The sequence below is a fragment of the Massilia sp. 2TAF26 genome (assembly GCF_052115005.1).
Lineage (GTDB): Bacteria > Pseudomonadota > Gammaproteobacteria > Burkholderiales > Burkholderiaceae_D > Telluria.
The window spans coordinates 150,429-171,507 of the sequence record NZ_JBFRFV010000006.1 but is presented as its reverse complement, the minus strand read 5'-3'; the positions used below and the strand labels follow the sequence as shown (position 1 = coordinate 171,507).

The 21,079-nt window shown below is 66.0% G+C and carries 20 protein-coding genes; 10 read left to right on the top strand and 10 right to left on the bottom strand.

Features of this window, described 5'->3' with window-relative positions; all coding sequences use genetic code 11:
• On the top strand, window positions 1-2,385 hold the full coding sequence (locus AB4Z32_RS08720; protein WP_442121449.1) for a sensor domain-containing protein: 2,385 nt from the start codon (window positions 1-3) through the stop codon (window positions 2,383-2,385).
• Window positions 2,386-2,532: 147 nt separating this feature from the next.
• Here the strand turns inward: AB4Z32_RS08720 and AB4Z32_RS08715 are convergent, their stop codons facing one another.
• Both AB4Z32_RS08715 and AB4Z32_RS08710 read right to left on the bottom strand, forming a co-directional pair.
• Complete coding sequence (locus AB4Z32_RS08715) at window positions 2,533-3,111, bottom strand: hemerythrin domain-containing protein (RefSeq protein ID WP_442121448.1); 579 nt, start codon at window positions 3,109-3,111, stop codon at window positions 2,533-2,535.
• A 150-nt stretch (window positions 3,112-3,261) separates the two neighbouring features.
• Window positions 3,262-3,762, bottom strand: a complete 501-nt coding sequence (locus AB4Z32_RS08710) for an arsinothricin resistance N-acetyltransferase ArsN1 family B (protein ID WP_442121447.1) — start codon at window positions 3,760-3,762, stop codon at window positions 3,262-3,264.
• A gap of 220 nt (window positions 3,763-3,982) precedes the next feature.
• Here AB4Z32_RS08710 and AB4Z32_RS08705 point away from each other — a divergent pair, with 220 nt between their 5' ends.
• Window positions 3,983-4,171 (top strand): hypothetical protein, encoded by a 189-nt coding sequence (locus tag AB4Z32_RS08705; protein WP_442121446.1) that lies wholly within the window; start codon window positions 3,983-3,985, stop codon window positions 4,169-4,171.
• A gap of 76 nt (window positions 4,172-4,247) precedes the next feature.
• Entirely contained in the window at window positions 4,248-5,135 is an 888-nt protein-coding gene (locus AB4Z32_RS08700) for a ZIP family metal transporter (RefSeq protein WP_442121445.1), read from the top strand.
• 15 nt (window positions 5,136-5,150) lie between these two features.
• Here the strand turns inward: AB4Z32_RS08700 and AB4Z32_RS08695 are convergent, their stop codons facing one another.
• Together AB4Z32_RS08695 and AB4Z32_RS08690 are read right to left on the bottom strand one after the other, a co-directional pair.
• Window positions 5,151-6,746 (bottom strand): EAL domain-containing protein, encoded by a 1,596-nt coding sequence (locus AB4Z32_RS08695; protein ID WP_442121444.1) that lies wholly within the window; start codon window positions 6,744-6,746, stop codon window positions 5,151-5,153.
• Window positions 6,747-6,908: 162 nt separating this feature from the next.
• Window positions 6,909-8,255 (bottom strand): MFS transporter, encoded by a 1,347-nt coding sequence (locus tag AB4Z32_RS08690; protein ID WP_442121443.1) that lies wholly within the window; start codon window positions 8,253-8,255, stop codon window positions 6,909-6,911.
• Window positions 8,256-8,420: 165 nt separating this feature from the next.
• On the opposite strand from AB4Z32_RS08690, the gene cyoA reads away from it, so the two are divergent.
• Genes cyoA through AB4Z32_RS08655 form a run of 7 tightly spaced genes read left to right on the top strand, consistent with a single transcriptional unit; the run spans window position 8,421 to window position 15,233 of the window.
• Window positions 8,421-9,446 (top strand): ubiquinol oxidase subunit II, encoded by a 1,026-nt coding sequence (cyoA, locus tag AB4Z32_RS08685; RefSeq protein ID WP_442121442.1) that lies wholly within the window; start codon window positions 8,421-8,423, stop codon window positions 9,444-9,446.
• A gap of 3 nt (window positions 9,447-9,449) precedes the next feature.
• Entirely contained in the window at window positions 9,450-11,453 is a 2,004-nt protein-coding gene (gene cyoB / locus AB4Z32_RS08680; protein WP_442121441.1) for a cytochrome o ubiquinol oxidase subunit I, read from the top strand.
• Entirely contained in the window at window positions 11,446-12,081 is a 636-nt protein-coding gene (cyoC, locus tag AB4Z32_RS08675) for a cytochrome o ubiquinol oxidase subunit III (RefSeq protein ID WP_442121440.1), read from the top strand. The genes cyoB and cyoC overlap by 8 nt, the downstream gene beginning before the upstream one ends.
• The gene (cyoD, locus tag AB4Z32_RS08670) at window positions 12,078-12,503 is read left to right on the top strand and encodes a cytochrome o ubiquinol oxidase subunit IV (protein WP_442121439.1); all 426 of its coding nucleotides are present in this window, start codon (window positions 12,078-12,080) and stop codon (window positions 12,501-12,503) included. The genes cyoC and cyoD overlap by 4 nt, the downstream gene beginning before the upstream one ends.
• Before the next feature lie 7 nt (window positions 12,504-12,510).
• Window positions 12,511-13,362, top strand: a complete 852-nt coding sequence (locus tag AB4Z32_RS08665) for an SURF1 family protein (protein WP_442121438.1) — start codon at window positions 12,511-12,513, stop codon at window positions 13,360-13,362.
• Window positions 13,343-14,653 carry an ATP-binding protein gene (locus AB4Z32_RS08660; protein WP_442121437.1) on the top strand — a complete coding sequence of 437 codons (1,311 nt, stop codon included), beginning with the start codon at window positions 13,343-13,345 and terminating at the stop codon, window positions 14,651-14,653. The genes AB4Z32_RS08665 and AB4Z32_RS08660 overlap by 20 nt, the downstream gene beginning before the upstream one ends.
• Window positions 14,654-14,672: 19 nt before the next feature.
• The gene (locus AB4Z32_RS08655) at window positions 14,673-15,233 is read left to right on the top strand and encodes a response regulator transcription factor (protein WP_442121436.1); all 561 of its coding nucleotides are present in this window, start codon (window positions 14,673-14,675) and stop codon (window positions 15,231-15,233) included.
• A 60-nt stretch (window positions 15,234-15,293) separates the two neighbouring features.
• Here the strand turns inward: AB4Z32_RS08655 and AB4Z32_RS08650 are convergent, their stop codons facing one another.
• From AB4Z32_RS08650 to AB4Z32_RS08625, 6 genes are all read right to left on the bottom strand, one after another.
• On the bottom strand, window positions 15,294-16,010 hold the full coding sequence (locus AB4Z32_RS08650) for a hypothetical protein (protein WP_442121435.1): 717 nt from the start codon (window positions 16,008-16,010) through the stop codon (window positions 15,294-15,296).
• 107 nt (window positions 16,011-16,117) lie between these two features.
• On the bottom strand, window positions 16,118-16,636 hold the full coding sequence (locus AB4Z32_RS08645) for a YbaK/prolyl-tRNA synthetase associated domain-containing protein (RefSeq protein ID WP_442121434.1): 519 nt from the start codon (window positions 16,634-16,636) through the stop codon (window positions 16,118-16,120).
• Window positions 16,633-17,325: an HAD family hydrolase gene (locus tag AB4Z32_RS08640; protein WP_442121433.1), complete on the bottom strand. Its 693-nt coding sequence runs from the start codon at window positions 17,323-17,325 to the stop codon at window positions 16,633-16,635. Before AB4Z32_RS08640 ends, AB4Z32_RS08645 begins: the two co-directional genes overlap by 4 nt.
• Window positions 17,322-17,954, bottom strand: coding sequence for a helix-turn-helix transcriptional regulator (locus AB4Z32_RS08635; protein WP_442121432.1), 633 nt, complete (start codon window positions 17,952-17,954; stop codon window positions 17,322-17,324). Before AB4Z32_RS08635 ends, AB4Z32_RS08640 begins: the two co-directional genes overlap by 4 nt.
• 1 nt (window position 17,955) lies before the next feature.
• Entirely contained in the window at window positions 17,956-18,498 is a 543-nt protein-coding gene (locus AB4Z32_RS08630; protein WP_442121431.1) for a gamma carbonic anhydrase family protein, read from the bottom strand.
• A gap of 123 nt (window positions 18,499-18,621) precedes the next feature.
• Window positions 18,622-21,069, bottom strand: coding sequence for a TonB-dependent receptor plug domain-containing protein (locus tag AB4Z32_RS08625; RefSeq protein ID WP_442121430.1), 2,448 nt, complete (start codon window positions 21,067-21,069; stop codon window positions 18,622-18,624).
• Window positions 21,070-21,079: the final 10 nt, after the last annotated feature.

Sequence of the window (21,079 nt, the reverse complement as noted above, 5' to 3'; positions counted from 1 at the left end):
TTGAACCTCTCACCATTGCCGCTTGCCGTCTTCGTCGCCGATGTACACGGCACGATCATGAGCTGGAACCGGGCTTGCGAAAAGCTGGCCGGTTATTCGGCCGTGGAGATGCATGGCCGTACCCTCGACCAGCTGATCGAGTTCGACGATGCCGGCGGCCACGCATTGTCGGTCCAGGCCCGCGTCGATATCGACAGTGTCGGCAATCTCGTCTGCGCCGACGGCCGCCGCCTGCCGGTGCGCGTGACGGTGGCGCCGCAATCCCTCGATCCCGAACAACCGGGCAGCTACAGCATCATCGTGGTGCCGCGCGGCGCCACCGCGCCGTCGCGCTACTCCCTGATCCAGGACCTGCCGGTCAACGACATCATCGAAGGCCTGCCCTGTGTGTTCTACGTGATCGACCAGAGCGGTCGCCTGCTGCTGTGGAACCACCAGCTCGAGCAGGCCCTGGAAATGGAGAGCGAGGAGCTGCCGACGGTCGAGGTCAAGTACTTTTTCGAGCCGGCCTGCCGCGCCGAGATCGTGCAGAAGATCCTGGACGCCTTCGACGCCGGGAGTTCCTGGCATGAGGCGGAACTGATCGGCAAGCACGGCAAGCGTACCAGTTTCCTGTTCCAGTGCTGCCGTACCAGCCTGGGCAGCCTGCCCTGCGTGTTCGGCACCGGCCTGGACATCACCGCGCGCAAGCGCGCCGAGCACGTGCTGAAGGTGCGCGAGCGCGCCATCTACGCCAGCGTGAACGCCATCTGCATCACTTGCTGCGAAGGCAGCGAGAACCGCATCGAGTACGTCAACCCGGCCTTCGAGCGCGTTACCGGCTATACGCTGGGCGAGATCAAGGGCCGCGATCCGCGCTTCATGCGCATCGAGGGCTGCGACGTCGACGAGCACCGGCGCATCCACGAAGCCCTGCAGCGTCGCGAAAGTGTGCACGCGGTGCTGCGCAACGCCAGGAAGAACGGCCAGCTGTTCTGGAACGAGCTGCGCATCGACCCGGTGCGCAATGCCGACGGCGAGGTCACCCACTTCGTCGCCGTCATCAACGACATCACCGAGGCGCGCCACTACGAACGCCGCCTGCACCACCTGGCCCACCACGATCCGCTGACCGGCCTGGCCAACCGAACCCTGCTGCAGGAGCGGCTGAAGCTGGCGATCCAGTTCGCCGCGCGCAACCGCATGGTCGGCGCGCTGGCCTTTCTCGACCTCGACAACTTCAAGTACATCAACGACAACCTCGGCCACGACATCGGCGACGCCGTCCTGATCGAGACCGCCGGGCGCCTGCGCGCCAATATGCGCGAGGAGGACACGGTGGCGCGGGTCGGCGGCGACGAGTTCGTCCTCGTGATCAACGACCAGGGCGGCGCGGAGCAGGTGGCCGACCTGGTGGAGCGGATCCGCCGCAGCGTCGGCAGCCCGGTGCTGGTGGGCGGCAAGGAGATCGTGCCCAGCACCAGCATTGGCGTGGCCCTGTTCCCGCGCGACGGCAGCACGGTCGACAAGGTGATGCGCGCCGCCGACGCCGCCATGTACCACGCCAAGAGCCTGGGCAAGAACAACTGCCAGTTCTATTCGGCCGAATTGAACCGCCTGGTGCACCAGCACCTGCTGCTGGAGGCCAGCCTGGGCCGCGCGATCGGCAACCACGAAATGGTGCTGGGCTACCAGCCCAAGGTCGACCTGCGCAGCGGCCGCATGGTGGGCGCCGAGGCGCTGTTGCGCTGGAACCATCCGGAGCGCGGGCTGATCGGACCGGACAGCTTCATCCCCGTGGCCGAGCAGACCGGGCTGATCGTGCCGCTGGGCGAATGGGTGATCGAGGAAGCCTGCGGCGCGCTGCGGGCCATCGGCGACCTGGGCGAACACGATTTCGTCATCTCCGTGAACCTGTCGCTGCGCCAGCTGCGCCACCGCCAGTTCGTCGAGCGCGTGATGGAAAGCCTGGAGCGGCACCAGGTGTCGCCGTCCTGCCTGGAGCTGGAGGTGACGGAAAGCCTGCTGATGGACCGTCCCGACGAGGCGAAGGAAGTGCTGGCGCGGCTGAAGGCGCTCGGCGTGCGGCTGTCGATCGACGATTTCGGCACCGGCTATTCGAGCCTGAGCCAGCTGCAGGCCTTCCCGGTCGACCACATCAAGATCGACCGCTCTTTCCTCGGCGGCGGCATCGACGACGGCCACGGCGTGATCACGCGCGCCATCATCGCGCTGGGCCACAGCCTGCAACTGAAGGTGATCGCCGAAGGCGTCGAGACCCGCGAACAGCTGGCCTTCCTGCGCGACCACGATTGCGACCAGATGCAGGGCTTCTATTTCAGCCCGGCGCTGTCGCAGGCGGCGCTGGCGGACATGCTGAGCCGCGGCGTTCGCTTGCACGCGTGATGGGAATTCGAGGGGAGCGGGCGCCCGCCGCGTTGACGGGCGGCGGGCTTGGCAGCAGCGGGCAGGCCGCTGCCGGGGGAGCGCAACGGCGTTGCCGCTGCGAAAAACGGAGAGTCCGCCAGGTGGGGCGGTGTACCTGGCCTGCCCTCAGGCCGGCTTGCGGGTGATGGCCCGGGCCGCGAACAGGGCTCCGGCCACGCCCATGACGATGGCGGCGGTGCTGCCGGAGAAGCCGACCGCGGTGTTCCTGGCGATCCTGCCGGCCTTCGGCGTGACCAGCTGCAGGCGTCGCTTGGTCATCTCGCTGCCCAGTTCCGACAGGCGTTCCTTGCTGAGGGTCTGTTCGGCTTCCGGCAGCAGCACGGTTTCCTCGTCGGCCACGTGGTGCTGGACGTCGCGCATCAGCTCGAACAGCAGCTCGTCGTGGCGGGTGTCGCGCGGATCGGTGCGGCGCAGCTCATCGATGATGCGGCGCATTTCCATATGCTCCGGCTCGCTCTTTTCCATGACTTTCTGGTCGGCGGCGCGCGCGCGCATCACCGGGTAGAAGATTTCCTCTTCCAGGGTGGCGTGGATCTCCAGGGCGTCGCAGATGGTTTCGGCCAGCGCCTTCTTGACGCTCGGGCGCTTGTCCCTGGTGTACTGGTGGAAGGTCACCATCACGTGCGAGTGATCGAAACGGATCATGTCGGTGATGGACGGGCTGAGTTTGTTCAGAGAAAACATCATCTTCTCCTCGATTGAGATGCGATTTGTCGTCGGATGGATGAATCTTAGAGTGCGCGCCATGGCTGCCGCGTAGGAGCGCGACGCGGGCGGATGTCAGCGCAGGGCGCAGGGTCCGGCCCGTCCAGGCCGTCACTCGGCGCTGCAATATTACTGCAGGCTCAACTGCCAGTAGCCGACGTCGACCCAGGCCCCGAACTTGTGGCCGACTTCATGGAAGCAGGCGACCTGGCGGAAACCCATGCGCTCGTGCAGGGCGATGCTGGCGGCGTTCGGCAGGGCGATGCCGCCGATGACGGTGTGGAAGCGTCCCTGCAGGCGCGCCAGCAGGGCGCGGTAGAGGGCCTGGCCGTGGCCGCGCCCGCGCAGCTCGGGATCGACATACACGCTGGATTCCACCGCGTGCCGGTAGCCGGGCCGGGCCCGCCACATGCTCGCGTAGGCGTAGGCGCACACGCGGCCGTCTTCGACCAGCACGATCCAGGGGAGGGCGGCGTCCTGGATCGCGGCGATGCGGCGCGCCATCTCGGCCGTGTCGATCGGATCGTTCTCCATCGAAATGACGGTGGTTTCGACGTAATGGTTGTAGATGGCCGCGATGGCGGCGGCATCGGCGGGGAGGGCGTCGCGCAGGGTGCTTGTCGTATGCATGGTGGATAGTCGAAGCCTATGAAGCGGATTGGGTTTTTCTATAGGGCGCCAAGGAGTCCTAGCAAAGAAAGCTATCGCGGCGATAGATCTAAACTATTGCGTGGATAAATTCAATTATTACATTACTATTGGTTTATATCAACAGCTTGTCGCTCCGAGTCCTACACAAGCACGGCGGACACGCTGATTCCCGGTTACTGCAAGCCTGCGATCATGGATCATGCCACCAACCCAATCGGACGGCTGCAGCGGCGAGGCCGAGGTCAAGCTGTCGGCCAAGGACATCGACATCCTCAAGGCGATGACCGAGCGCACCAGGTCGGATCCGGCCATCGATCCGCCGACCGGCGCCGAACTGGGCATGGGTAAGCAGACCCTGGCCGACGGCAAGACGGTGAAGGGCAAGTAAGTCTTCCCGGCTCCCAAGGGGAATCCGGCGCCGCACGGCTGGCACCGTGCGTCGTCTTGCGGTATCAAGGACCTCCATGAATACGCATGTCGTACGCGCCCTGAAGCCGCGCAAAGCGCTTGGCTTCCTGATCTGCAGCCTGGGCTGCGTGCTGCTGTTCTCGAACCTGTTGCGGCAGATGCTCGAGTCCACCCCGAACCTGCGCGCGGCGTTGATCGGCGGCGGAACGGCGGCTGCCGCGACCGCGCTCGGCACCCTGCCGGTGCTGCTGTCGCAGAATTTTTCGAAGCGGACCTACGACTGCTTCCTCGGTTTCGGCGCCGGCGTGATGCTCGGCGCCACCTCGTTTTCCCTGGTGATCCCGGCACTGGCCGCGGCCAAGGCCGGCGGCGCCGGCAACTGGGGCGCCAGCCTGAGCGTCGGCGCCGGCGTGCTGATGGGCGCCGGCCTGCTGCTGGTGCTGAACCGCGTGATCACCACCGACAACATCCTGCAGCCGGCCGGCGACCGCAGTGCCCACTCCCTCAAGCGCGCCTGGCTCTTCGTCTGGGCGGTGGCCCTGCACAATATGCCGGAAGGGCTGGCGATCGGCGTTGCCTATGGCGGCGTCGACATCGGCAAGGCGAATTCGCTCGCCACCGGCATCTCGATCCAGGACGTGCCCGAAGGCCTGGTGGTGGCACTGGCCCTGCGCACCGTCGGCTACGGCCGCGGGCTTTCCACCGCGCTGGGCGTGGCCTCCGGCCTGATCGAGCCGGTGGCGGCGGTGGCCGGCGTGGCCCTGATCGGCGTCGCGGCCGGGCTGCTGCCCTTCGCCTTGGCGGCGGCGGCCGGCGCGATGCTGTTCGTGATCGCCAACGACGTGGTGCCGGAGTCGCACCGGAACGGCCACGGCACCTGGGCCAGCGTGGCGCTGATCCTCGGCTTCATCCTGATGACGGTGCTGGATACGGCGCTGGGCTGAGCGCAAGGACTCGGCTCAGGCGTCGTCCGGCTGCGGCAAGGTTCGCAACTGCCGCGCGGCCAGCGCCGCGCGGTGCAGGTCGGCCGCATGCTCGAAGCTGCCGGGCCGGCCGAACAGCCAGCCCTGCGCGAAGTTCACGCCGCGCACGCGCAGGAAGGTGGCCTGCTCGTGGTTCTCGACCCCTTCGGCGATCATCCTCAGCTCAAGGTTGTGCGCCATCCCGATGATGTGGCTGACCACCTGGCTGGTCGGCGCCGCGGTGCCGATCGATTCGATGAAGGAGCGGTCGATCTTCAGGAAGTCGAGGTCGAGCGACTCCAGGTAGGACAGGCTCGAATAGCCGGTGCCGAAATCGTCGATCGCCACCTCGATTCCGCGCGCGTGCAGGGCGGCGATCACTTCGCGCGCCGAATCCCGGTGCACGAATCCGCGTTCGGTGATCTCGACGATCAGGTTGCTCGGCCCGGCGCCGCAGCGCGACATCAGCTTGTCCAGCAGGCCGACGATGACGGTCGACTGCAGATCCGCCGGCGACAGGTTGATCGCCACGTGGAAGCCCGGATGGCCGGCCAGGAACTGCCCGGCGTCGTGGCAGACCAGTTCCAGCACGCGCTCGGTCAGCTTGCCGATCACGCCCGCCGATTCGGCCACCGGGATGAAGACCTCGGGCGGCACCAGCTCGCCGGCGCCGTCGCGCCAGCGCAGCAGCGCCTCGACGCCCACGCAGGCGCCGCTGCGCAATTCGATCAGCGGCTGGTACTCCATATAGAACTGGCCGCGCCGCAGGCCGGTGCGCAGGGCGGCGATCAGCGACATCTGCTGGCGCGCCAGCAGCAGCACGGCGGCGGCGCCGGCCAGGCCGACGAACACGCCGGCCGGCACCAGGCGCCCGGCGATCTCGGCGTAGCGGGCCTGCATGTTGGCGATGGGGATGGCGACGATGGCGGCGGTGAGGAAGCTGTGCGAGCGGGCGATGGTCACGAGGTGGTGGCCGTCGTTGAAGGTCACGCTGCCGTTGTTGCCGAGACGGTCGATCCAGGCCGGATCGATGTAGCCGTGCTGCAGGCTGGCGCGGCGGCGTTCGAGGTGAACCGAGGCCAGCGACACCCCGGGCGTGTTGGTCCAGATGTCGAGCGGCAGGTCGCGGTGGATGAGGGCGGCGTAGTGGTCGCGCGAAATCGCCATCAGCGGGTGGCCGTAGGTGGTGCGGATCGGGATGTCGAGATAGAGGTCGAACCCGGTGGAGGTCTGGAAGGCCACGGGGCCGAGCGGGACCGGCGGCCCGGTCATGGACGAGCAGGCCAGCTCGCCGTTGCGCACGTAGCCGATCGCTTGCAGGTAGGTCGAGGTCAGGTCGATCTCGCGCATCAGGGCGCGTGCGCCGCTGGAGCAGGGATCGAGGCCGGAGTTGACCAGCACCTTGATGGCGGCCAGCGCCTGGCGCACGGTCTCGTCGGTGCGGTGCAGGACGTCGTGGGCGTAGGCGAGGGTGAGGGAGGATTCGGCATCGAAGGCCTGGCGCTGCGCCTCCTGCAGGGCCAGCCAGGGCGGCAGGAACATCACCGCCAGCGCCAGCAGCAGCGTGAGAGCGAACGTGAACCGTCTGCGCATGATCATCCCCTCCCCGGGGTGCGGCGCTGGCACCGGTACCGGCGCTGCCGGGCTGGAGAGGCCCGTACCGTCCGATTATAGCGGGGAGAGAAAATCCGCAGCGCGCAAAAAAATGCCCCGGTCGGCGCCGGGGCAGAAGCTCTGCTGCTGTTTACTCTAGCTTCAGTTCCGGATCTCCAGCGCGCGGTTCACGCTCAGCGCCGCCAGCGATGCGACCGCGCCCGACAGCAGGTAGAGGCTGACGAAGCCGAGGCCGTAGTTGGCGGCCAGGCCCAGTGCGACCAGCGGCGCGAAGGCGGCGCCCACCAGCCAGGCGAGGTCGGAGGTCAGGGCGGCGCCGGTGTAGCGGTACTCGGCCAGGAAGTTGGAGGTGACGGCGCCGGCGGCCTGGCCGTAGGACATGCCCAGCAGCAGGAAACCGATCAGGATGAAGGTGTTCTGGCCGGCCACGCCGCCGTCCATCAGGGTCGGCACGAAACCGGCGAACAGGGCGATCAGCGCGGCCAGGGTGCCCAGGGTATTGCGGCGCCCGAATTTATCGGCGATCAGGCCCGAGGCCAGCACGCCGACGATGGCCAGTCCGCCGCCCCACATCTGGATCTGCAGGAATTCCGCCATCGAGCGGGTGTCGTAGAGCTGGAGCCAGGACAGCGGGAACACGGTCACCACATGGAACAGCGCATAGCTGGCCAGGGCGGCGAGGGCGCCCAGCACGATGGTGCCGCCCTGCTTGCCGACCACTTCGCGCACCGGCACCGGGTCCAGCTGGTGCTCGTCCAGCAGGTGGGTGTAGTCCGGGGTCGAGACCAGGCGCAGGCGGGCGAACAGCGCGACCACGTTGATCGCGAAGGCTACATAGAAGGGAAAGCGCCAGCCCCAGACCAGGAAATCGTCCTGCGACAGCTCGGCCATCAGGTAGGAAAATATGCCGGCTGCGATGATGAATCCGACCGGTGCGCCAAGTTGTCCCAACATCGCGTACCATCCACGCTTGTGTTCAGGAGCGTTCAGCGCGAGCAGCGAAGGCAGGCCGTCCCAGGTCCCGCCGAGCGCGAAACCCTGGCCCAGGCGCAGGATGGCGAGCGAAATGATGGCCCATTCGCCCCAGCGCGAGTAGGTCGGCAGGGCGGAGACGGCGACGGTGGCCGTACCGAGCATGAACAGGGCGATGGTCAGTTTGATTTCGCGGCTGAAGTGGCGCTGGATGGCCATGAAGATGACGGTGCCGATCGGCCTTGCAATATACGCAAGGGCGAAGATGGCGAAGGAGTACAGGGTTCCCTCGAGGCGGTCGGCAAACGGGAAGAACACCGCCGGGAATACGAGCGCGGAAGCGATCGCGTAGACGAAGAAGTCGAAGTATTCCGAGGCTCGCCCGATGACCACGCCGACGGCGATGTCACCCGGGGCGATGGCCGTATCGCGGGAATTGATGTTACGGGCACCGCTGTTTGGCGCGGTGATCGGAGCGGCGGCTGCGTCGCCGTACGTCGTGGTGTTCTGCTGCATATTTCGTCTCCTTTGGTCTCGATGACACTTTTGGGCCTGGGCCCCTTCAGGATGAAACGTCGACAACAAAAGCGCGAAGGGTGGGACAAAACGTCCAATCGCCAAACGTGCACCGTTGGCGTTACATTAGCATGTTATCTTTCCCATGTAACGTAAAACACAAGCATGATTCCTAAGACCGTAAGTCGCGGATTGCTTCTCACACCCCTGCTGGCGGCCCTTGCCGGCTGCAATACGGTGGTGATGAACCCGTCCGGTGACATAGCAAAGCAGCAGGCGCATCTGATCATCGTCTCGGTGGTCCTGATGTTGTTGATTATCGTACCGGTGCTGATCCTCGTTGTCTGGTTCGCCCGTAAATACCGCGCCAGCAATACCGAAGCCGAGTACCTGCCGGACTGGGACCACTCGACCAAGCTCGAACTGGTGATCTGGGGCGCACCGCTCCTGATCATCATCGTGCTGGGCCTGGTGACCTGGATCTACACCCACAAGCTCGACCCCTACCGTCCGCTCGACCGCCTCGCCGAAGGCCGTCCGATCCCCGCAACCGCCAAGCCGCTCGTGGTGCAGGCCGTCGCCATGGACTGGAAGTGGCTGTTCATCTATCCGGAGCAGGGCATCGCCACCGTGAACGAACTGGTGGTCCCGGTCGACGTGCCGGTGCGCTTCAAGATCAGCGCGACCTCGGTCATGAATGCGTTCTACGTTCCCGAACTGGCCGGCATGATCTACGCGATGCCGGGCATGGAGACCGCGCTGAATGCGGTGCAGAACAAGCCGGTGCAGTCGGTCGGCATCTCGTCCAACTACAGCGGCGCCGGCTATTCGGACATGAAGTTCGGCTACCGCGGCGTGCCGCAGGCCGATTTCGACGCCTGGGTCCAGCAGGTCAAGAGCACCGGCACCGCCAAGCTCGACCGCACCAACTACCTGGTGCTGGAGAAGCCGAGCATCAAGGATCCGGTCCGCCACTATGGCGGCGTCGATGACGACCTCTACTATCGCATCCTGAACCGCTGCGTCGCCGACGGCGCCGTCTGCATGGACAAGATGATGATGGACGACGCCCGCAAGGCGCGCGAGATGGCGATGAACCGGATGCCCCAACACGCGGCAGCGACCCGCCTGGCCCAGGCCAACAACGGCGAAGTCTGCACCACGCCCGATGAATCTGTGAAGAAGAAGTAAATCATGCACGAGCAATTTGACTTAGCGAAGTTGATCTTCGGTCGGCTCAGCTGGGAAGCGATTCCCTACCACGAGCCGATCCTGATCGCTACCTTTATCGCGGTGATCCTGGGCGGCATCGTCGTCCTGGGAGCGATCACCAAATTCAAGCTGTGGGGCTATCTCTGGAGCGAGTGGTTCACCAGTATCGACCACAAGAAGATCGGCATCATGTACATGATCCTCGGTCTGATCATGTTCCTGCGCGGCTTTGCCGACGCGCTGATGATGCGCGCCCAGCAGGCGTTCTCGTTCGGCGATTCGCACGGCTTCCTGCCGCCGCACCACTACGACCAGGTCTTCACCGCCCACGGCGTGATCATGATCTTCTTCGTGGCGATGCCGCTGGTGACGGGCCTGATGAACTACGTGGTGCCGCTGCAGATCGGCGCGCGCGACGTCGCCTTCCCGTTCCTGAACAACTTCTCGTTCTGGATGACCACCATGGGCGCCGTGCTGGTGATGGCCTCGCTGTTCGTCGGCGAATTCGCCCGCACCGGCTGGCTGGCCTATCCGCCGCTGTCCGGCATCCTGGCCAGCCCCGACGTCGGGGTCGACTACTACATCTGGTCCCTGCAGATCGCGGGTGTGGGTACGCTGCTGTCCGGTATCAACCTGGTGGTCACCATCGTCAAGATGCGCGCCCCCGGCATGGAACTGATGAAGATGCCGGTGTTCACCTGGACCGCACTGTGCACCAACATCCTGATCGTGATGGCCTTCCCGATCCTGACCGCCACCCTGGCGATGCTGGGCCTGGACCGTCTGTTCGACACCCACTTCTTCACGAACGAACTGGGCGGCAACGCCATGATGTACGTGAACCTGATCTGGATCTGGGGCCACCCGGAGGTGTACATCCTGATCCTGCCGGCCTTCGGCATCTTCTCGGAAGTCGTCGCGACCTTCTGCAACAAGCGCCTGTTCGGCTACACCTCGATGGTGTACGCGACCTGCGTGATCATGGTCCTGTCCTACCTCGTGTGGCTGCACCACTTCTTCACGATGGGCTCGGGCGCGAGCGTGAACTCGTTCTTCGGCATCACCACGATGATCATCTCGATCCCGACCGGCGCCAAGCTGTTCAACTGGCTGTTCACCATGTACAAGGGCCGCATCCGCTATGAACTGCCGATGATGTGGACCGTGTCCTTCATGATCACCTTCACCATCGGCGGCATGACCGGCGTGATGCTGGCGGTCCCGCCGGCCGACTTCGTGCTGCACAACTCGCTGTTCCTGATCGCCCACTTCCACAACGTCATCATCGGCGGTGTGCTGTTCGGCCTGTTCGCCGGCGTGAACTACTGGTGGCCGAAGATGTTCGGCTACAAGCTGGACCGTACCTGGGGCGTGCGCTCCTTCTGGCTGTGGTCGATCGGCTTCTGGGTCGCCTTCACCCCGCCGTACATCCTGGGCTTCATGGGCGTGACCCGCCGCGTGAGCCACTTCGACGATCCGTCGATCCACTGGCTGTTCCAGGTTTCGCTGCTGGGCACCCTGATGATCGCCGCCGGTATCGCCTGCCTGCTGATGCAAGTCTTCGTTTCGGTCCGCGACCGCAAGAAGCTGCGCGACGTGACCGGCGACCCGTGGGACGGCCGTACCCTGGAATGGGCCACCTCGTCGCCGCCGCCGGCCTACAACTTCGCGTTCACCCCGGTCGTGCATGACAACGACACCTGGGCCGACATGAAGAAAGCCGGCTACAAGCGCCCGCTGAACGGCTTCGTGCCGATCCACATGCCGGCCAACACCTGGGCAGGTCCGGTGATCCCGATGATCACCTTCGTGCTCGGTTTCGGCATCATCTGGCACATGTGGCTGCTGGTGGCACTGTCCTTCGTTGCGACGATCGCCGTGACCATCTACCACACGTTCAACTACAAGCGTGACTACTACATCCCCGCGGAAGAAGTGGCACGTACGGAAGAAGCCCATACCCGACTGCTGGAAGCCCATGTCTGACATTAATACCAACACCGTCAGCGCCACCGGCGCCGACATCAGCTCACGCTACTACGTGCGCGAGCATCACCCGGAAAACGGCACCCTGCTCGGTTTCTGGATCTACCTGATGAGCGACTGCCTCATCTTCGCCTGCCTGTTCGCGACCTATGCAGTCCTGGGCCGCAACTACGCGGGCGGCCCGTCGGGCGCCGAGATCTTCGAGCTGCCGCTGGTGGCCATCAACACGGCCTTCCTGCTGTTCTCGTCGATCACCTACGGCTTCGCGATGCTGGCTGCGCAGAAGAAAGACCTGGGCAAGACCCAGCTCTGGCTGGCCATCACCGGCGTGCTGGGCGCCTGCTTCCTGGGCCTGGAACTGTACGAGTTCTCGCACCTGATCCACGAGGGCTTCGGCCCGTGGCGTTCGGGCTTCCTGACCGCGTTCTTCTCGCTGGTCGGCACCCACGGCCTGCACGTGACCTTCGGTATCGTGTGGCTGGTCACGCTGATGGTCCAGGTCGGCAAGCACGGCATCACCGGTGCCAACTACCGCCGTCTCGCCTGCCTGTCGATGTTCTGGCACTTCCTGGACGTCGTCTGGATCGGCGTATTCACCTTTGTCTACCTGATGGGAGTTCTGCCATGAGCGATCACCACACCCACGCTCACGGCCATGACGACCACGCGCACGGCCACGGCATCGACCACCACGACCACATGGAAGCCCACGGCAGCCTGAAGGATTACTCGATCGGTTTCATCCTGTCGGTGATCCTGACCGCGATCCCGTTCTGGCTGGTGATGACCCACCAGCTGGCGCCCGGCACCACCAAGGCCGTGATCCTGGCCTTCGCCGGGGTCCAGCTGGTCGTGCACATGATCTACTTCCTGCACATGAACTCGAAGTCCGAGGGCGGCTGGAACATGATGGCGATGCTGCTCACCGTCATCCTGCTGTTCATCGTGCTGACCGGTTCGATCTGGGTCATGTACCACATGAACGCCAACATGATGCCGAACATGGGCAACGATGGCTCCGCCGTGCACGGCATGCACGACATGCAATAAGCAGTAGATGCAAGTAAACGATCAGTCAGCGGGGTCCGGCCATCCGGCGCCTGGCGCTCCGGCGGCCGGTACCGCCCGGAAGGCCCCGCGCATCATCCTGGGAATCCTGGCGCTGCTGCTGATCGTGCTGTTCGCAGGTCTGGGCACCTGGCAGGTCTACCGCCTGCAATGGAAACTGGACCTGATCGCCCGCGTGAACGCACGCGTGCACGCCGCCCCGGTGGCGCCGCCGCCAAGCGCGCGCTGGGAAGGCATCACCGCCGACTCCGACGAATACCGCCGGGTACAGGTCGCCGGCACCTATCTCTACGAATACACGACGCCGGTCCAGGCGCTCACCGAGCAGGGCAGCGGCTATTGGCTGCTGACGCCTCTGTGCACCGCGGACGGCCACGTCATCCTCGTCAACCGCGGCTTCATTCCCGCCGAACCCGGCGCGCGCACCCGCTACGCGCCGCGCAAATCCGAGGGCTATCCCTGCGCCACCAATGCCGGCGGCGCGGTCCAGCTGGTCGGCCTGCTGCGCATCAGCGAGAAGGGCGGTGCCTTCACCCGCTCCAACGATGCCGCCGCCAACCGCTGGTACTCGCGCGACGTGGCCCGGATCGCGGCCGCGCGCGGCCTTCCCAGCTCGCTCACGGCGCCGTTCTTCATCGACGCCGCCGCCGGCCAGAACCCGCCCGGCTCGCCCGACCAGCCGCAGGGCGGCCTCACGGTCGTCGGTTTCCACAACAGCCACCTGGTCTATGCCCTCACTTGGTATGCTCTGGCCTTGATGGTGGCGGGCGCATGGTGGTACACCACGCGCGGCGCCGGATCGCGATCGGGCAAGACCGGGAATGATGACGACGACCACTGAGCTACTGAAGAACACCGCCGCCGACGTCGAATACGTCGCCGGCCACAAGAACATGCTGCAGCTGATCGAGCTGCGCTGGATCGCCGTCATCGGCCAGATCACCACGATCGCGGGCGCGATCCTGATCTTCGACGTCAAGCTGCCGCTGGTGCAGATGCTCGAAGTGCTTGCCTGCCTGATCGCCTTCAACGTCGCCAGCCACCTGCGCTGGCACGAACACCGTCCCGTCACCAACAACGAGCTGTTCCTGGCCCTGCTGGTCGACGTCGCCAGCCTGACCATGCAGCTCTACCTGTCGGGCGGCACCACCAATCCCTTCGCCTTCCTGTACCTGCTGCAGGTGATCCTGTCGGCGGTGCTGCTGGAAGCCTGGTCGACCTGGACCATCGTCGGCATCACGTTGCTGTGCCTGGCCGGACTATCCATCTTCGCCAAGCCGCTGGCGCTGCCCTTCGACCACGCCCGCGGCATCTCCAGCCTGTACGTGCAGGGCATGCTGATCTGCTTCGTGCTGAACGCCGCGCTGTTGGTGGTCTTCATCTCGCGCATCAGCAACACCCTGCGCGGCAAGGCGGCCCAGCTGGCGGCGCTGAACCAGCGCGCCGCCGAGGAAGAGCACATCGTGCGCATGGGTCTGCTGGCCTCGGGCGCGGCCCACGAACTCGGCACCCCGCTGGCGACCCTGTCGGTGATCCTCGGCGACTGGAAGCGCATGCGCGAGTTCAAGTCGAATCCGGACCTGCTGGCCGAGATCGACGAGATGCAAACCCAGCTCAAGCGCTGCAAATCCATCGTCAGCGGGATATTATTGTCGGCAGGGGAAGCGCGCGGCGAATCGGCGATCCGCACCACGATCCGCGACTTCCTCGACGACCTGGTCGAGGACTGGCAGGACAGCCGCCCGGTACGCGCCTTCGACTACGTGAACCGCATCGAGCAGGACCTGCCGGTGGCCTTCGACGAAGCTCTCAAGCAGATGATCGACAATGTGCTCGACAACGCGCTGGAAGCCTCGCCCGACTGGGTGCAGCTGGAAGCCGAGGTCGAGAACGGCATCCTGGTGCTGTCGGTGCTGGACCGGGGGCCGGGCTTCACGCCGGCCATGCTGGTCAACTACGGCAAGCCCTATCATTCCACCAAGGGCCGGCCGGGCGGCGGCCTGGGCCTGTTCCTGGTGGTGAACGTGGCGCGTACCCTGGGCGGCACGGTGGCGGTGACCAACCGGGCGGAGGGCGGGGCCAAGGTTACGCTGACCCTGCCATTGAAGGCGATCGCCCTCGCCAACGAGTGAAGACGACAAGAACACGAACATGTCCAGTATCGAAGAACTTGAAGATATCGAAGACCGCCTGCTGCTGATCATCGAGGACGACGACGCCTTCGCGCGCACCCTCGGCCGCTCCTTCGAGCGGCGCGGCTACCGGGTGCTGCACGCGCCGGGCCTGGAGGAGGCCGAGGCGCTGCTGAAGGAGCACAGCCCCGGCTATGCGGTGGTTGACCTGAAGCTGAAGGGCAACAGCTCCGGCCTGGCCTGTGTGCAGATGCTGCATGCCCATGACGACGAGATGCTGATCGTGGTCCTGACCGGCTTCGCCAGCATCGGTACCGCGGTCGAGGCGATCAAGCTGGGGGCCAGCCAGTACCTGGCCAAGCCGTCCAATACGGACGACATCGAAGCGGCCTTCGGCCACGTGGCCGGGAATACGGAGCTGGAGCTGACCAAGCGCTCGACCTCGATCAAGACCCTGGAGTGGGAGCACATTCACGCGGTGCTGGCCGAGACCGATTTCAATATCTCCGAGGCGGCCCGGCGGCTGGGGATGCACCGGCGGACGCTGGCGCGGAAGCTGGAGAAGCAGCGGGTCAAATAGTGTGTCCCGTCGTTCCCGCTTTCGCGGGAAGTCGGGTCGGGCAATGCCCGGCGCGACGAACTAGACGTTCAACACCACCGCCTTGCTATCCGCCCCTACCTTGGGCACCGCGATATCCGCACCGCGCGCCAGCTTCACCACCGTCCCCATGAAGCCGGATACGTCGAAGGCCACCTTGGCCAGCATCGGAATCGCATCCTTCACCGGCGCCATCCGCACCAGCTCCATCGGGTTCATGCCGGCCTGCGACGCCATCGCCTTGCCCTGGCGGCCCAGGTCGGCGGCCTGCAGGGCGCCGATCGCGAAATTCAGCAGGGCCTGGCCGATCAGTTTCTTTTTTTCGCCGTCCAGCGCGGCCATGCGTTTTTCCATGTCGCCGGAATCGATCAGGCGCTTGGTCTCGCTGGCTTCCGCATCGTACAGGGCGCTGTAGCGGGCCGCGCGTTCCTTCGGGTCGGACAGCTGCGCGATCGCGGCCAGGGCGGCGCGCTTGGCGCTCAGTTGTTCTTCGTTGGCGAAGGCGGCGTTGATCGCGGTGACCGAACGGCCGGCGATCTCCGACAATTCGGCGCTCTTGCGCACGAAGCCGTCGACGTCGTAGGCGTCGGCGCCGGCCAGCGGATTCGCGCCGCCGGCCAGCATGCCGCCGATGGTGCTGGCCAGGCCGCCGAGGGCGGACAGCTGGGCGTGGGCGGCGTTCATCGAGAGCAGGCAGGCGCCTGCGGTAAGCATTGCGGCGATCCGGGAAGCGGTGCGGGTCATGGTGTCCTCGTTCATTGTCCGATATTCGGGAGCTGCGATGGCTGCACGATATCTCCCGTCGGTACGCATGACAATGCACCGGACGCCGCTTCCCCCACAGGTGGGGCCGCTTGTTGCCGGGCTCAGAGCTGGCGGATCCGCACCAGCTCCGGCCGCGCGATGCGCAGGTAATCGCCGGCGTCGAGGACCATCGAGGCATCCAGCCGGCCGGCGTTGAAGGCGATCTCGCGATAGCGTTCGAACAGATCGGGATCCGCCACCAGCTGCAGCTCGGAGTGGAAGGAGAAGGGTGGAATCGCGCCGAGGACGCAGCCGGTCATGACGGCGATCTCCCTCGGGCTCATCAGGCTGGCGCGCCTGGCGCCGAAGTGCGCGGCGAGGGCGGCCAGGTCGAGCTGGCGGTCGGCGGCCAGCACCGCCAGCACGTGCTTCGCCGGCGCATCCGGTATCTGCAGCTTGCAGGCCATGGCCTTGGCGCCCTGGCCGACCTCCGTGCCGCGGATGCGGGCGACTTCTTCGGACTTGCCGGCGGCCGGGTGCTCGATGACCCGGTAGCCGGCCGCGCCGGCGTCGAGCAGCGCGACCAGTTTGAGGAAGACGGGCGTGGGGCCGACGCCGGGCGGAGTCGATAATTCAGTCATGCGGATGCCGTTTGAAAGAGTGGTTCGGAGGGGAGGAGAGCATCGAGTTCACGCGCGAGTTCGGCCTCGAGTTCGCGATGCGAGCCCACCACACGCCAGGCGCCGTCGAAGGGATAGCCGGCCAGCAGCGTGCTGCGCAGGACGATGCAGCGCAGGCCGGCGGCGCGGGCGGCGGCCAGCCCGCGCGGCGAATCCTCGACCGCGACGCAGTCCTCGGCGCGCAGGCCAAGCTTGTCCAGCGCATGCAGGTAGGCGTCCGGATGCGGCTTGGGCCGCTGGCCGTCCGCGCGGGCGACGATGTGGCCGATGTGGTCGAGGGCCTTGCCGGCGCGGTGGGCGAGTTCGATGTGTTCTGCAAACGAGGCGGTCACGATGCACATCGGTACGCGCCGCGCCAGACGCGCCAGCATCGCTTCGACGCCCTCGAAGCACAGGCCCGGCGCATCCGACAGCAGTTGTGCGTAGCAGTCGTCGCGGGCGGTACGGACTTCCGCGATCCTTCTGTCGTCGTAGCCGCGGGCGCGCAGCACGTGCCAGGCGCCGTGGTTCCGTTCGAGGTACCAGGCCACGTATTGCGCGTGGGTGAGGGCCAGGCCGTGGGCCTCGAGGACGCGGCGGTTCGCTTCGAAGAACAGGCGCTCGGTGTCGCACAGGACGCCGTCGTTGTCCCACAGGATTGCCTTGATCATTGCCTGCTGATGTCGTTGTAGGCGGTGGCGCGCGAGATGCCCAGGTGGGTAGCGGCGATCTCCATGGCGCGCCGGATCTCGAGGAAGCCGCCGGCCTTCAGCTCGCGCATCAGCGCGCGGCGCTCGTCGGCCTTCAGGAGCTGAGGCGACGATGCCAGGCTGGCCGCGTACTGGTCGATGCGGCGCCGGATCGCCTCGGCGTTGGCCGGATCGAGGGATTCCTGCAGCGGCGAGGCATCGGTGGCGGTGAACTGTTCGAGCGCGTTCCGCATCGAGCGGAACAGGGTCAGGTCGACGTTCAGGCAGAGGGCCGCAACGTAGCGGCCATCGGCGTCCCTGATGCCGATCGAGGTGCTCTTGGCGGGGCGGCCGTCGGCGAACTGGTTGGTGTAATTCGCCAGGATCTGCGGATAGTCCGGGTCGGCAATGCGCGCCAGGCCCAGCTCCGTGGCGGGGTCGCTGGCGGCGCGGCCGGACAGGTTGTTGTGGATGGCGAGCACGGCATGCTGGGGATCGCGCAGGTCGTGCACGACCACCTCGCAGAAGGGCGCGAAGGTCTGGGCGAGGCCGGCGGCAATCTGCCGGACCTGTTCGATCAGCGAGGCCTGGGTCTCGGATGGCTTGGGCATCTCAGGCACGGTCCGGGCCCTTGAGGTAGTTGTCCTTGACGCGCACATAGTGCTCGGCCGAATAGCGCAGGTAGGCGATCTCGGCCTCGGTCAGGGCGCGGACCTTGACGGCCGGTCGTCCTATATACAGGAATCCACTTTCCAGTATTTTGTTCGGCGCCACCAGACTGCCGGCGCCGATCATCACGCGGTCCTGCACCACGACGTCGTCCATCACGATGCTGCCCATGCCGATCAGGCATTCGTTGCCGATCCGGCAGCCGTGCAGGATCACCGAGTGGCCCACGGTGACGTAGTCGCCGATGACGAGCGGCGAGCCGTCAGGCTTCATGGTCGACCGGTGCGACACGTGGCCCATCGCGAAGTCCTGGACGTTGCTGCAGCGGCCGATCACGATGTCGTTGACGTCGCCCCGCAGCACGGTGTTGCACCATACCGAGGAATCCGCGCCGAGCCGGACATTGCCGATCACCTGGGCGGATGGGTGGACGTAGGCGCGCTCGTCGAGGGCGGGGAAGGCGTCGAGGTAGTTCGAGAGTGGCATGTCCGGGCTGGCTGGAATAAATGTCTAAGTCCGGACATTTTGCCAAATGTCGCCTTATACCGCAAGCCGGAATGAAAAACGGCAGACCGGAGTCCGCCGTTCGCAAGCTGAAACCAGCAAACCTTACCAGGTATATCCCACCTTGCCGTAGAAGAAGCGGCCATTGAAACCGTTCGGCGCCCACACGCTGTAGGGCTGGGTGCCGTTCACGTTCAGGTTGCCGCTAGCCGTCACTTGCGCCGGATAGCGGTTGGTCAGGTTGTCGATGCCCAGAGTCACGCGCCAGTTGCTGGCCACGCGCACGGAAGCCGAGACGTCCAGCACCCATTGCGGATCGTAGGTCTGGTCCAGCGCCACATTGTTCTGCGGGACGGTGAATTTTCCGTAACGCGTCACGTTGGCGTGGCCGCTCCATTGGCCGCGGGTGTAATCGCCCGCCAGGGTCAGCTTGTCCTTCGGCGAACCCACCGTGAGACGATTCACGGTCTGGCGGTCGGCCAGCACCAGGTTGGCGTTGGCCAGCACGGCCGGGGTGGCGGCCACGTGGCGGACTTCGTTGTCGTTGTGGTTGTAGGCCAGGGTGAAGTCGGCGCGCGCGCCCTGGGCCAGGTTCATGCGGTAGGTGCTGACCAGGTCCACGCCCTTGGTGCGGGTGTCGACGGCGTTGGTGAAATAGCGCGCCGCGCCGACGAAGATGCCGCGGTTCTGCAGCGCCGTGTTGAGGCCGGCGGCCGCGGCGCTGGAAAGCTGCAGGTTCGACGAGAAGATGATGCGGTCGTCGATGTCGATGCGGTAGAGGTCGACGGTGGTGGTCCAGTTGCGAATCGGCTGCCACTGGGCGCCGAAGCTCAGGTTGCGGGCGCGCTCGGGCTTCAGCGGCTGGGCGCCGAGGGCCTGGGCGGCGGCGCTGTTGACCGGGAAGGTGCCGGTTTCGATCGGCGTGTTCTGGCCGTTGATCACCAGGAAGTTGGTGGTCGTGATGGTGTAGTACTCCTGGGCCAGCGAGGGTGCGCGGAAGCCGTTCGACACCGTGCCGCGCAGCGCGAATGCCGGCGTGAAGGCGTAACGCGCCGAGGCCTTGCCCGAGGTCGTGTTGCCGAAGTCGCTGTAGCGCTCGTGGCGTACGGCCAGGGAGCCGGACAGCTTCTTGGTGATGTCGCCTTCCAGGTTCAGGTAGAGCGACTGGTTGTTGCGGCTGTTCTTGCCGGCGTTCTCGGGGCGGAAACCGGAGAAGCCCTGGGCGCCGCCGCCGAAGTAGGAATTCGGCTCGCCGGCGCCGATCTCATACGATTCGTGGCGGGCTTCAAGGCCCAGCGCCACCGTCAGCGGGCCGGCCATCATTGATACCGGAATGTCGCGCGCGACGTCCAGGTTGAACAGTTCCTGGGTCGAGCTCAGTTTGCCGGCGTAGAAGCTGGTCTGCGAGGGATTCGGGAAGCCGGCGCTCAGGTTGGTGGTGTTGTCGACGTCCAGGCTGAAGCGGTTGCGGCCGTAGTTCAGGCTCGCATCCCAGCGCCAGCCTGCCAGCTCGCCGCGCAGGCCGGTCACGACCGAGGAGTCGGTCGACTTGCTGTCTTCCAGCGGCAGGAAGCCTTCCGGGTAGAGCGCCGAACGCTGCACCGGTCTGGCGGCGTTGAACGGCGTGGTGTAGGCGGTGCGCCAGGTGGCGGCCGACGAGGTCTTGCGCTCGCCGTAGTTGGCGAAGGCGTACCAGTCGATGTCGTCGTTGATGGCGTACTGGCTGTTGACGAACAGGGTGCGCGGACGGCTGTCCGGATCGCCGTAGCGCTGGGTGATGGTGCCCTGGCGCGGACCGGCCTCGGGGCGCGGGTCGGCGAAAGCGCGGTTGGTCGGGTTGCGGTTGGCGGCTTCCAGGGCTACGCGCACCCAGCCTTTGTCGCCCAGCTTGAAGCCGGTCGAGCCGCGCACCGTGGTCTGTTCGCCGTCGCCCTTGTCGTATTCGCCGTACTGGATCTCGGCATCGCCGCCGTCGGCGCCCTTCTTGAGGATGATGTTGACGACGCCGGCGATGGCGTCCGAGCCGTATTGCGCGGCGGCGCCGTCGCGCAGCACTTCGATGTGGTCGATCGCGGCCAGCGGGATGGCGTTCAGGTCGACCGGGGCCGAGCCGCGGCCCAGGGTGCCGTTGACGTTCACAACGGCCGAGGTATGGCGGCGCTTGCCGTTCACCAGCACCAGGGTCTGGTCCGGCGACAGGCCGCGCAGCTGGGCCGGGCGCACGGCGTCGCTGGCGTCGGCGCCGGTCGGGTGGGGGAAGTTCATCGACGGCAGCAGGCGCGACAGCACGGTGGCCAGCTCGCTCGAGCCGGTGCTCAAGAGTTCCTTGCTGCCGATGACGTCGACCGGCGATTCGGTCTCGAGCGTGCGGCGGTTCAGCGAGCGGGTGCCGGTGACGACCACCGATTGCATCTGGCCGCCGGCATCGGCGGCGGTGTTGCCGGTATTGGCGGCGGCGCCGTCCTGGGCGCGGGCGGCGGGCAGGGCGGAGGCGATCAGGCTCAGGGCGAGCAGGGCGCGCGCGGGGTTCGAACGGGAATATTTGACGCTCATGTTCTTCTCA

What these genes read in the sequence shown, in the direction of transcription:
- AB4Z32_RS08715 (WP_442121448.1), bottom strand. Translation starts at nt 3,111, where the DNA reads ATGTTTTCTCTGAACAAACTCAGCCCGTCCATCACCGACATGATCCGT.
- AB4Z32_RS08710 (WP_442121447.1), bottom strand. Translation starts at nt 3,762, where the DNA reads ATGCATACGACAAGCACCCTGCGCGACGCCCTCCCCGCCGATGCCGCC.
- AB4Z32_RS08705 (WP_442121446.1), top strand. Translation starts at nt 3,983, where the DNA reads ATGCCACCAACCCAATCGGACGGCTGCAGCGGCGAGGCCGAGGTCAAG.
- AB4Z32_RS08700 (WP_442121445.1), top strand. Translation starts at nt 4,248, where the DNA reads ATGAATACGCATGTCGTACGCGCCCTGAAGCCGCGCAAAGCGCTTGGC.
- AB4Z32_RS08695 (WP_442121444.1), bottom strand. Translation starts at nt 6,746, where the DNA reads ATGCGCAGACGGTTCACGTTCGCTCTCACGCTGCTGCTGGCGCTGGCG.
- AB4Z32_RS08690 (WP_442121443.1), bottom strand. Translation starts at nt 8,255, where the DNA reads ATGCAGCAGAACACCACGACGTACGGCGACGCAGCCGCCGCTCCGATC.
- cyoA (WP_442121442.1), top strand. Translation starts at nt 8,421, where the DNA reads ATGATTCCTAAGACCGTAAGTCGCGGATTGCTTCTCACACCCCTGCTG.
- cyoB (WP_442121441.1), top strand. Translation starts at nt 9,450, where the DNA reads ATGCACGAGCAATTTGACTTAGCGAAGTTGATCTTCGGTCGGCTCAGC.
- cyoC (WP_442121440.1), top strand. Translation starts at nt 11,446, where the DNA reads ATGTCTGACATTAATACCAACACCGTCAGCGCCACCGGCGCCGACATC.
- cyoD (WP_442121439.1), top strand. Translation starts at nt 12,078, where the DNA reads ATGAGCGATCACCACACCCACGCTCACGGCCATGACGACCACGCGCAC.
- AB4Z32_RS08665 (WP_442121438.1), top strand. Translation starts at nt 12,511, where the DNA reads ATGCAAGTAAACGATCAGTCAGCGGGGTCCGGCCATCCGGCGCCTGGC.
- AB4Z32_RS08660 (WP_442121437.1), top strand. Translation starts at nt 13,343, where the DNA reads ATGATGACGACGACCACTGAGCTACTGAAGAACACCGCCGCCGACGTC.
- AB4Z32_RS08655 (WP_442121436.1), top strand. Translation starts at nt 14,673, where the DNA reads ATGTCCAGTATCGAAGAACTTGAAGATATCGAAGACCGCCTGCTGCTG.
- AB4Z32_RS08650 (WP_442121435.1), bottom strand. Translation starts at nt 16,010, where the DNA reads ATGAACGAGGACACCATGACCCGCACCGCTTCCCGGATCGCCGCAATG.
- AB4Z32_RS08645 (WP_442121434.1), bottom strand. Translation starts at nt 16,636, where the DNA reads ATGACTGAATTATCGACTCCGCCCGGCGTCGGCCCCACGCCCGTCTTC.
- AB4Z32_RS08640 (WP_442121433.1), bottom strand. Translation starts at nt 17,325, where the DNA reads ATGATCAAGGCAATCCTGTGGGACAACGACGGCGTCCTGTGCGACACC.
- AB4Z32_RS08635 (WP_442121432.1), bottom strand. Translation starts at nt 17,954, where the DNA reads ATGCCCAAGCCATCCGAGACCCAGGCCTCGCTGATCGAACAGGTCCGG.
- AB4Z32_RS08630 (WP_442121431.1), bottom strand. Translation starts at nt 18,498, where the DNA reads ATGCCACTCTCGAACTACCTCGACGCCTTCCCCGCCCTCGACGAGCGC.
- AB4Z32_RS08625 (WP_442121430.1), bottom strand. Translation starts at nt 21,069, where the DNA reads ATGAGCGTCAAATATTCCCGTTCGAACCCCGCGCGCGCCCTGCTCGCC.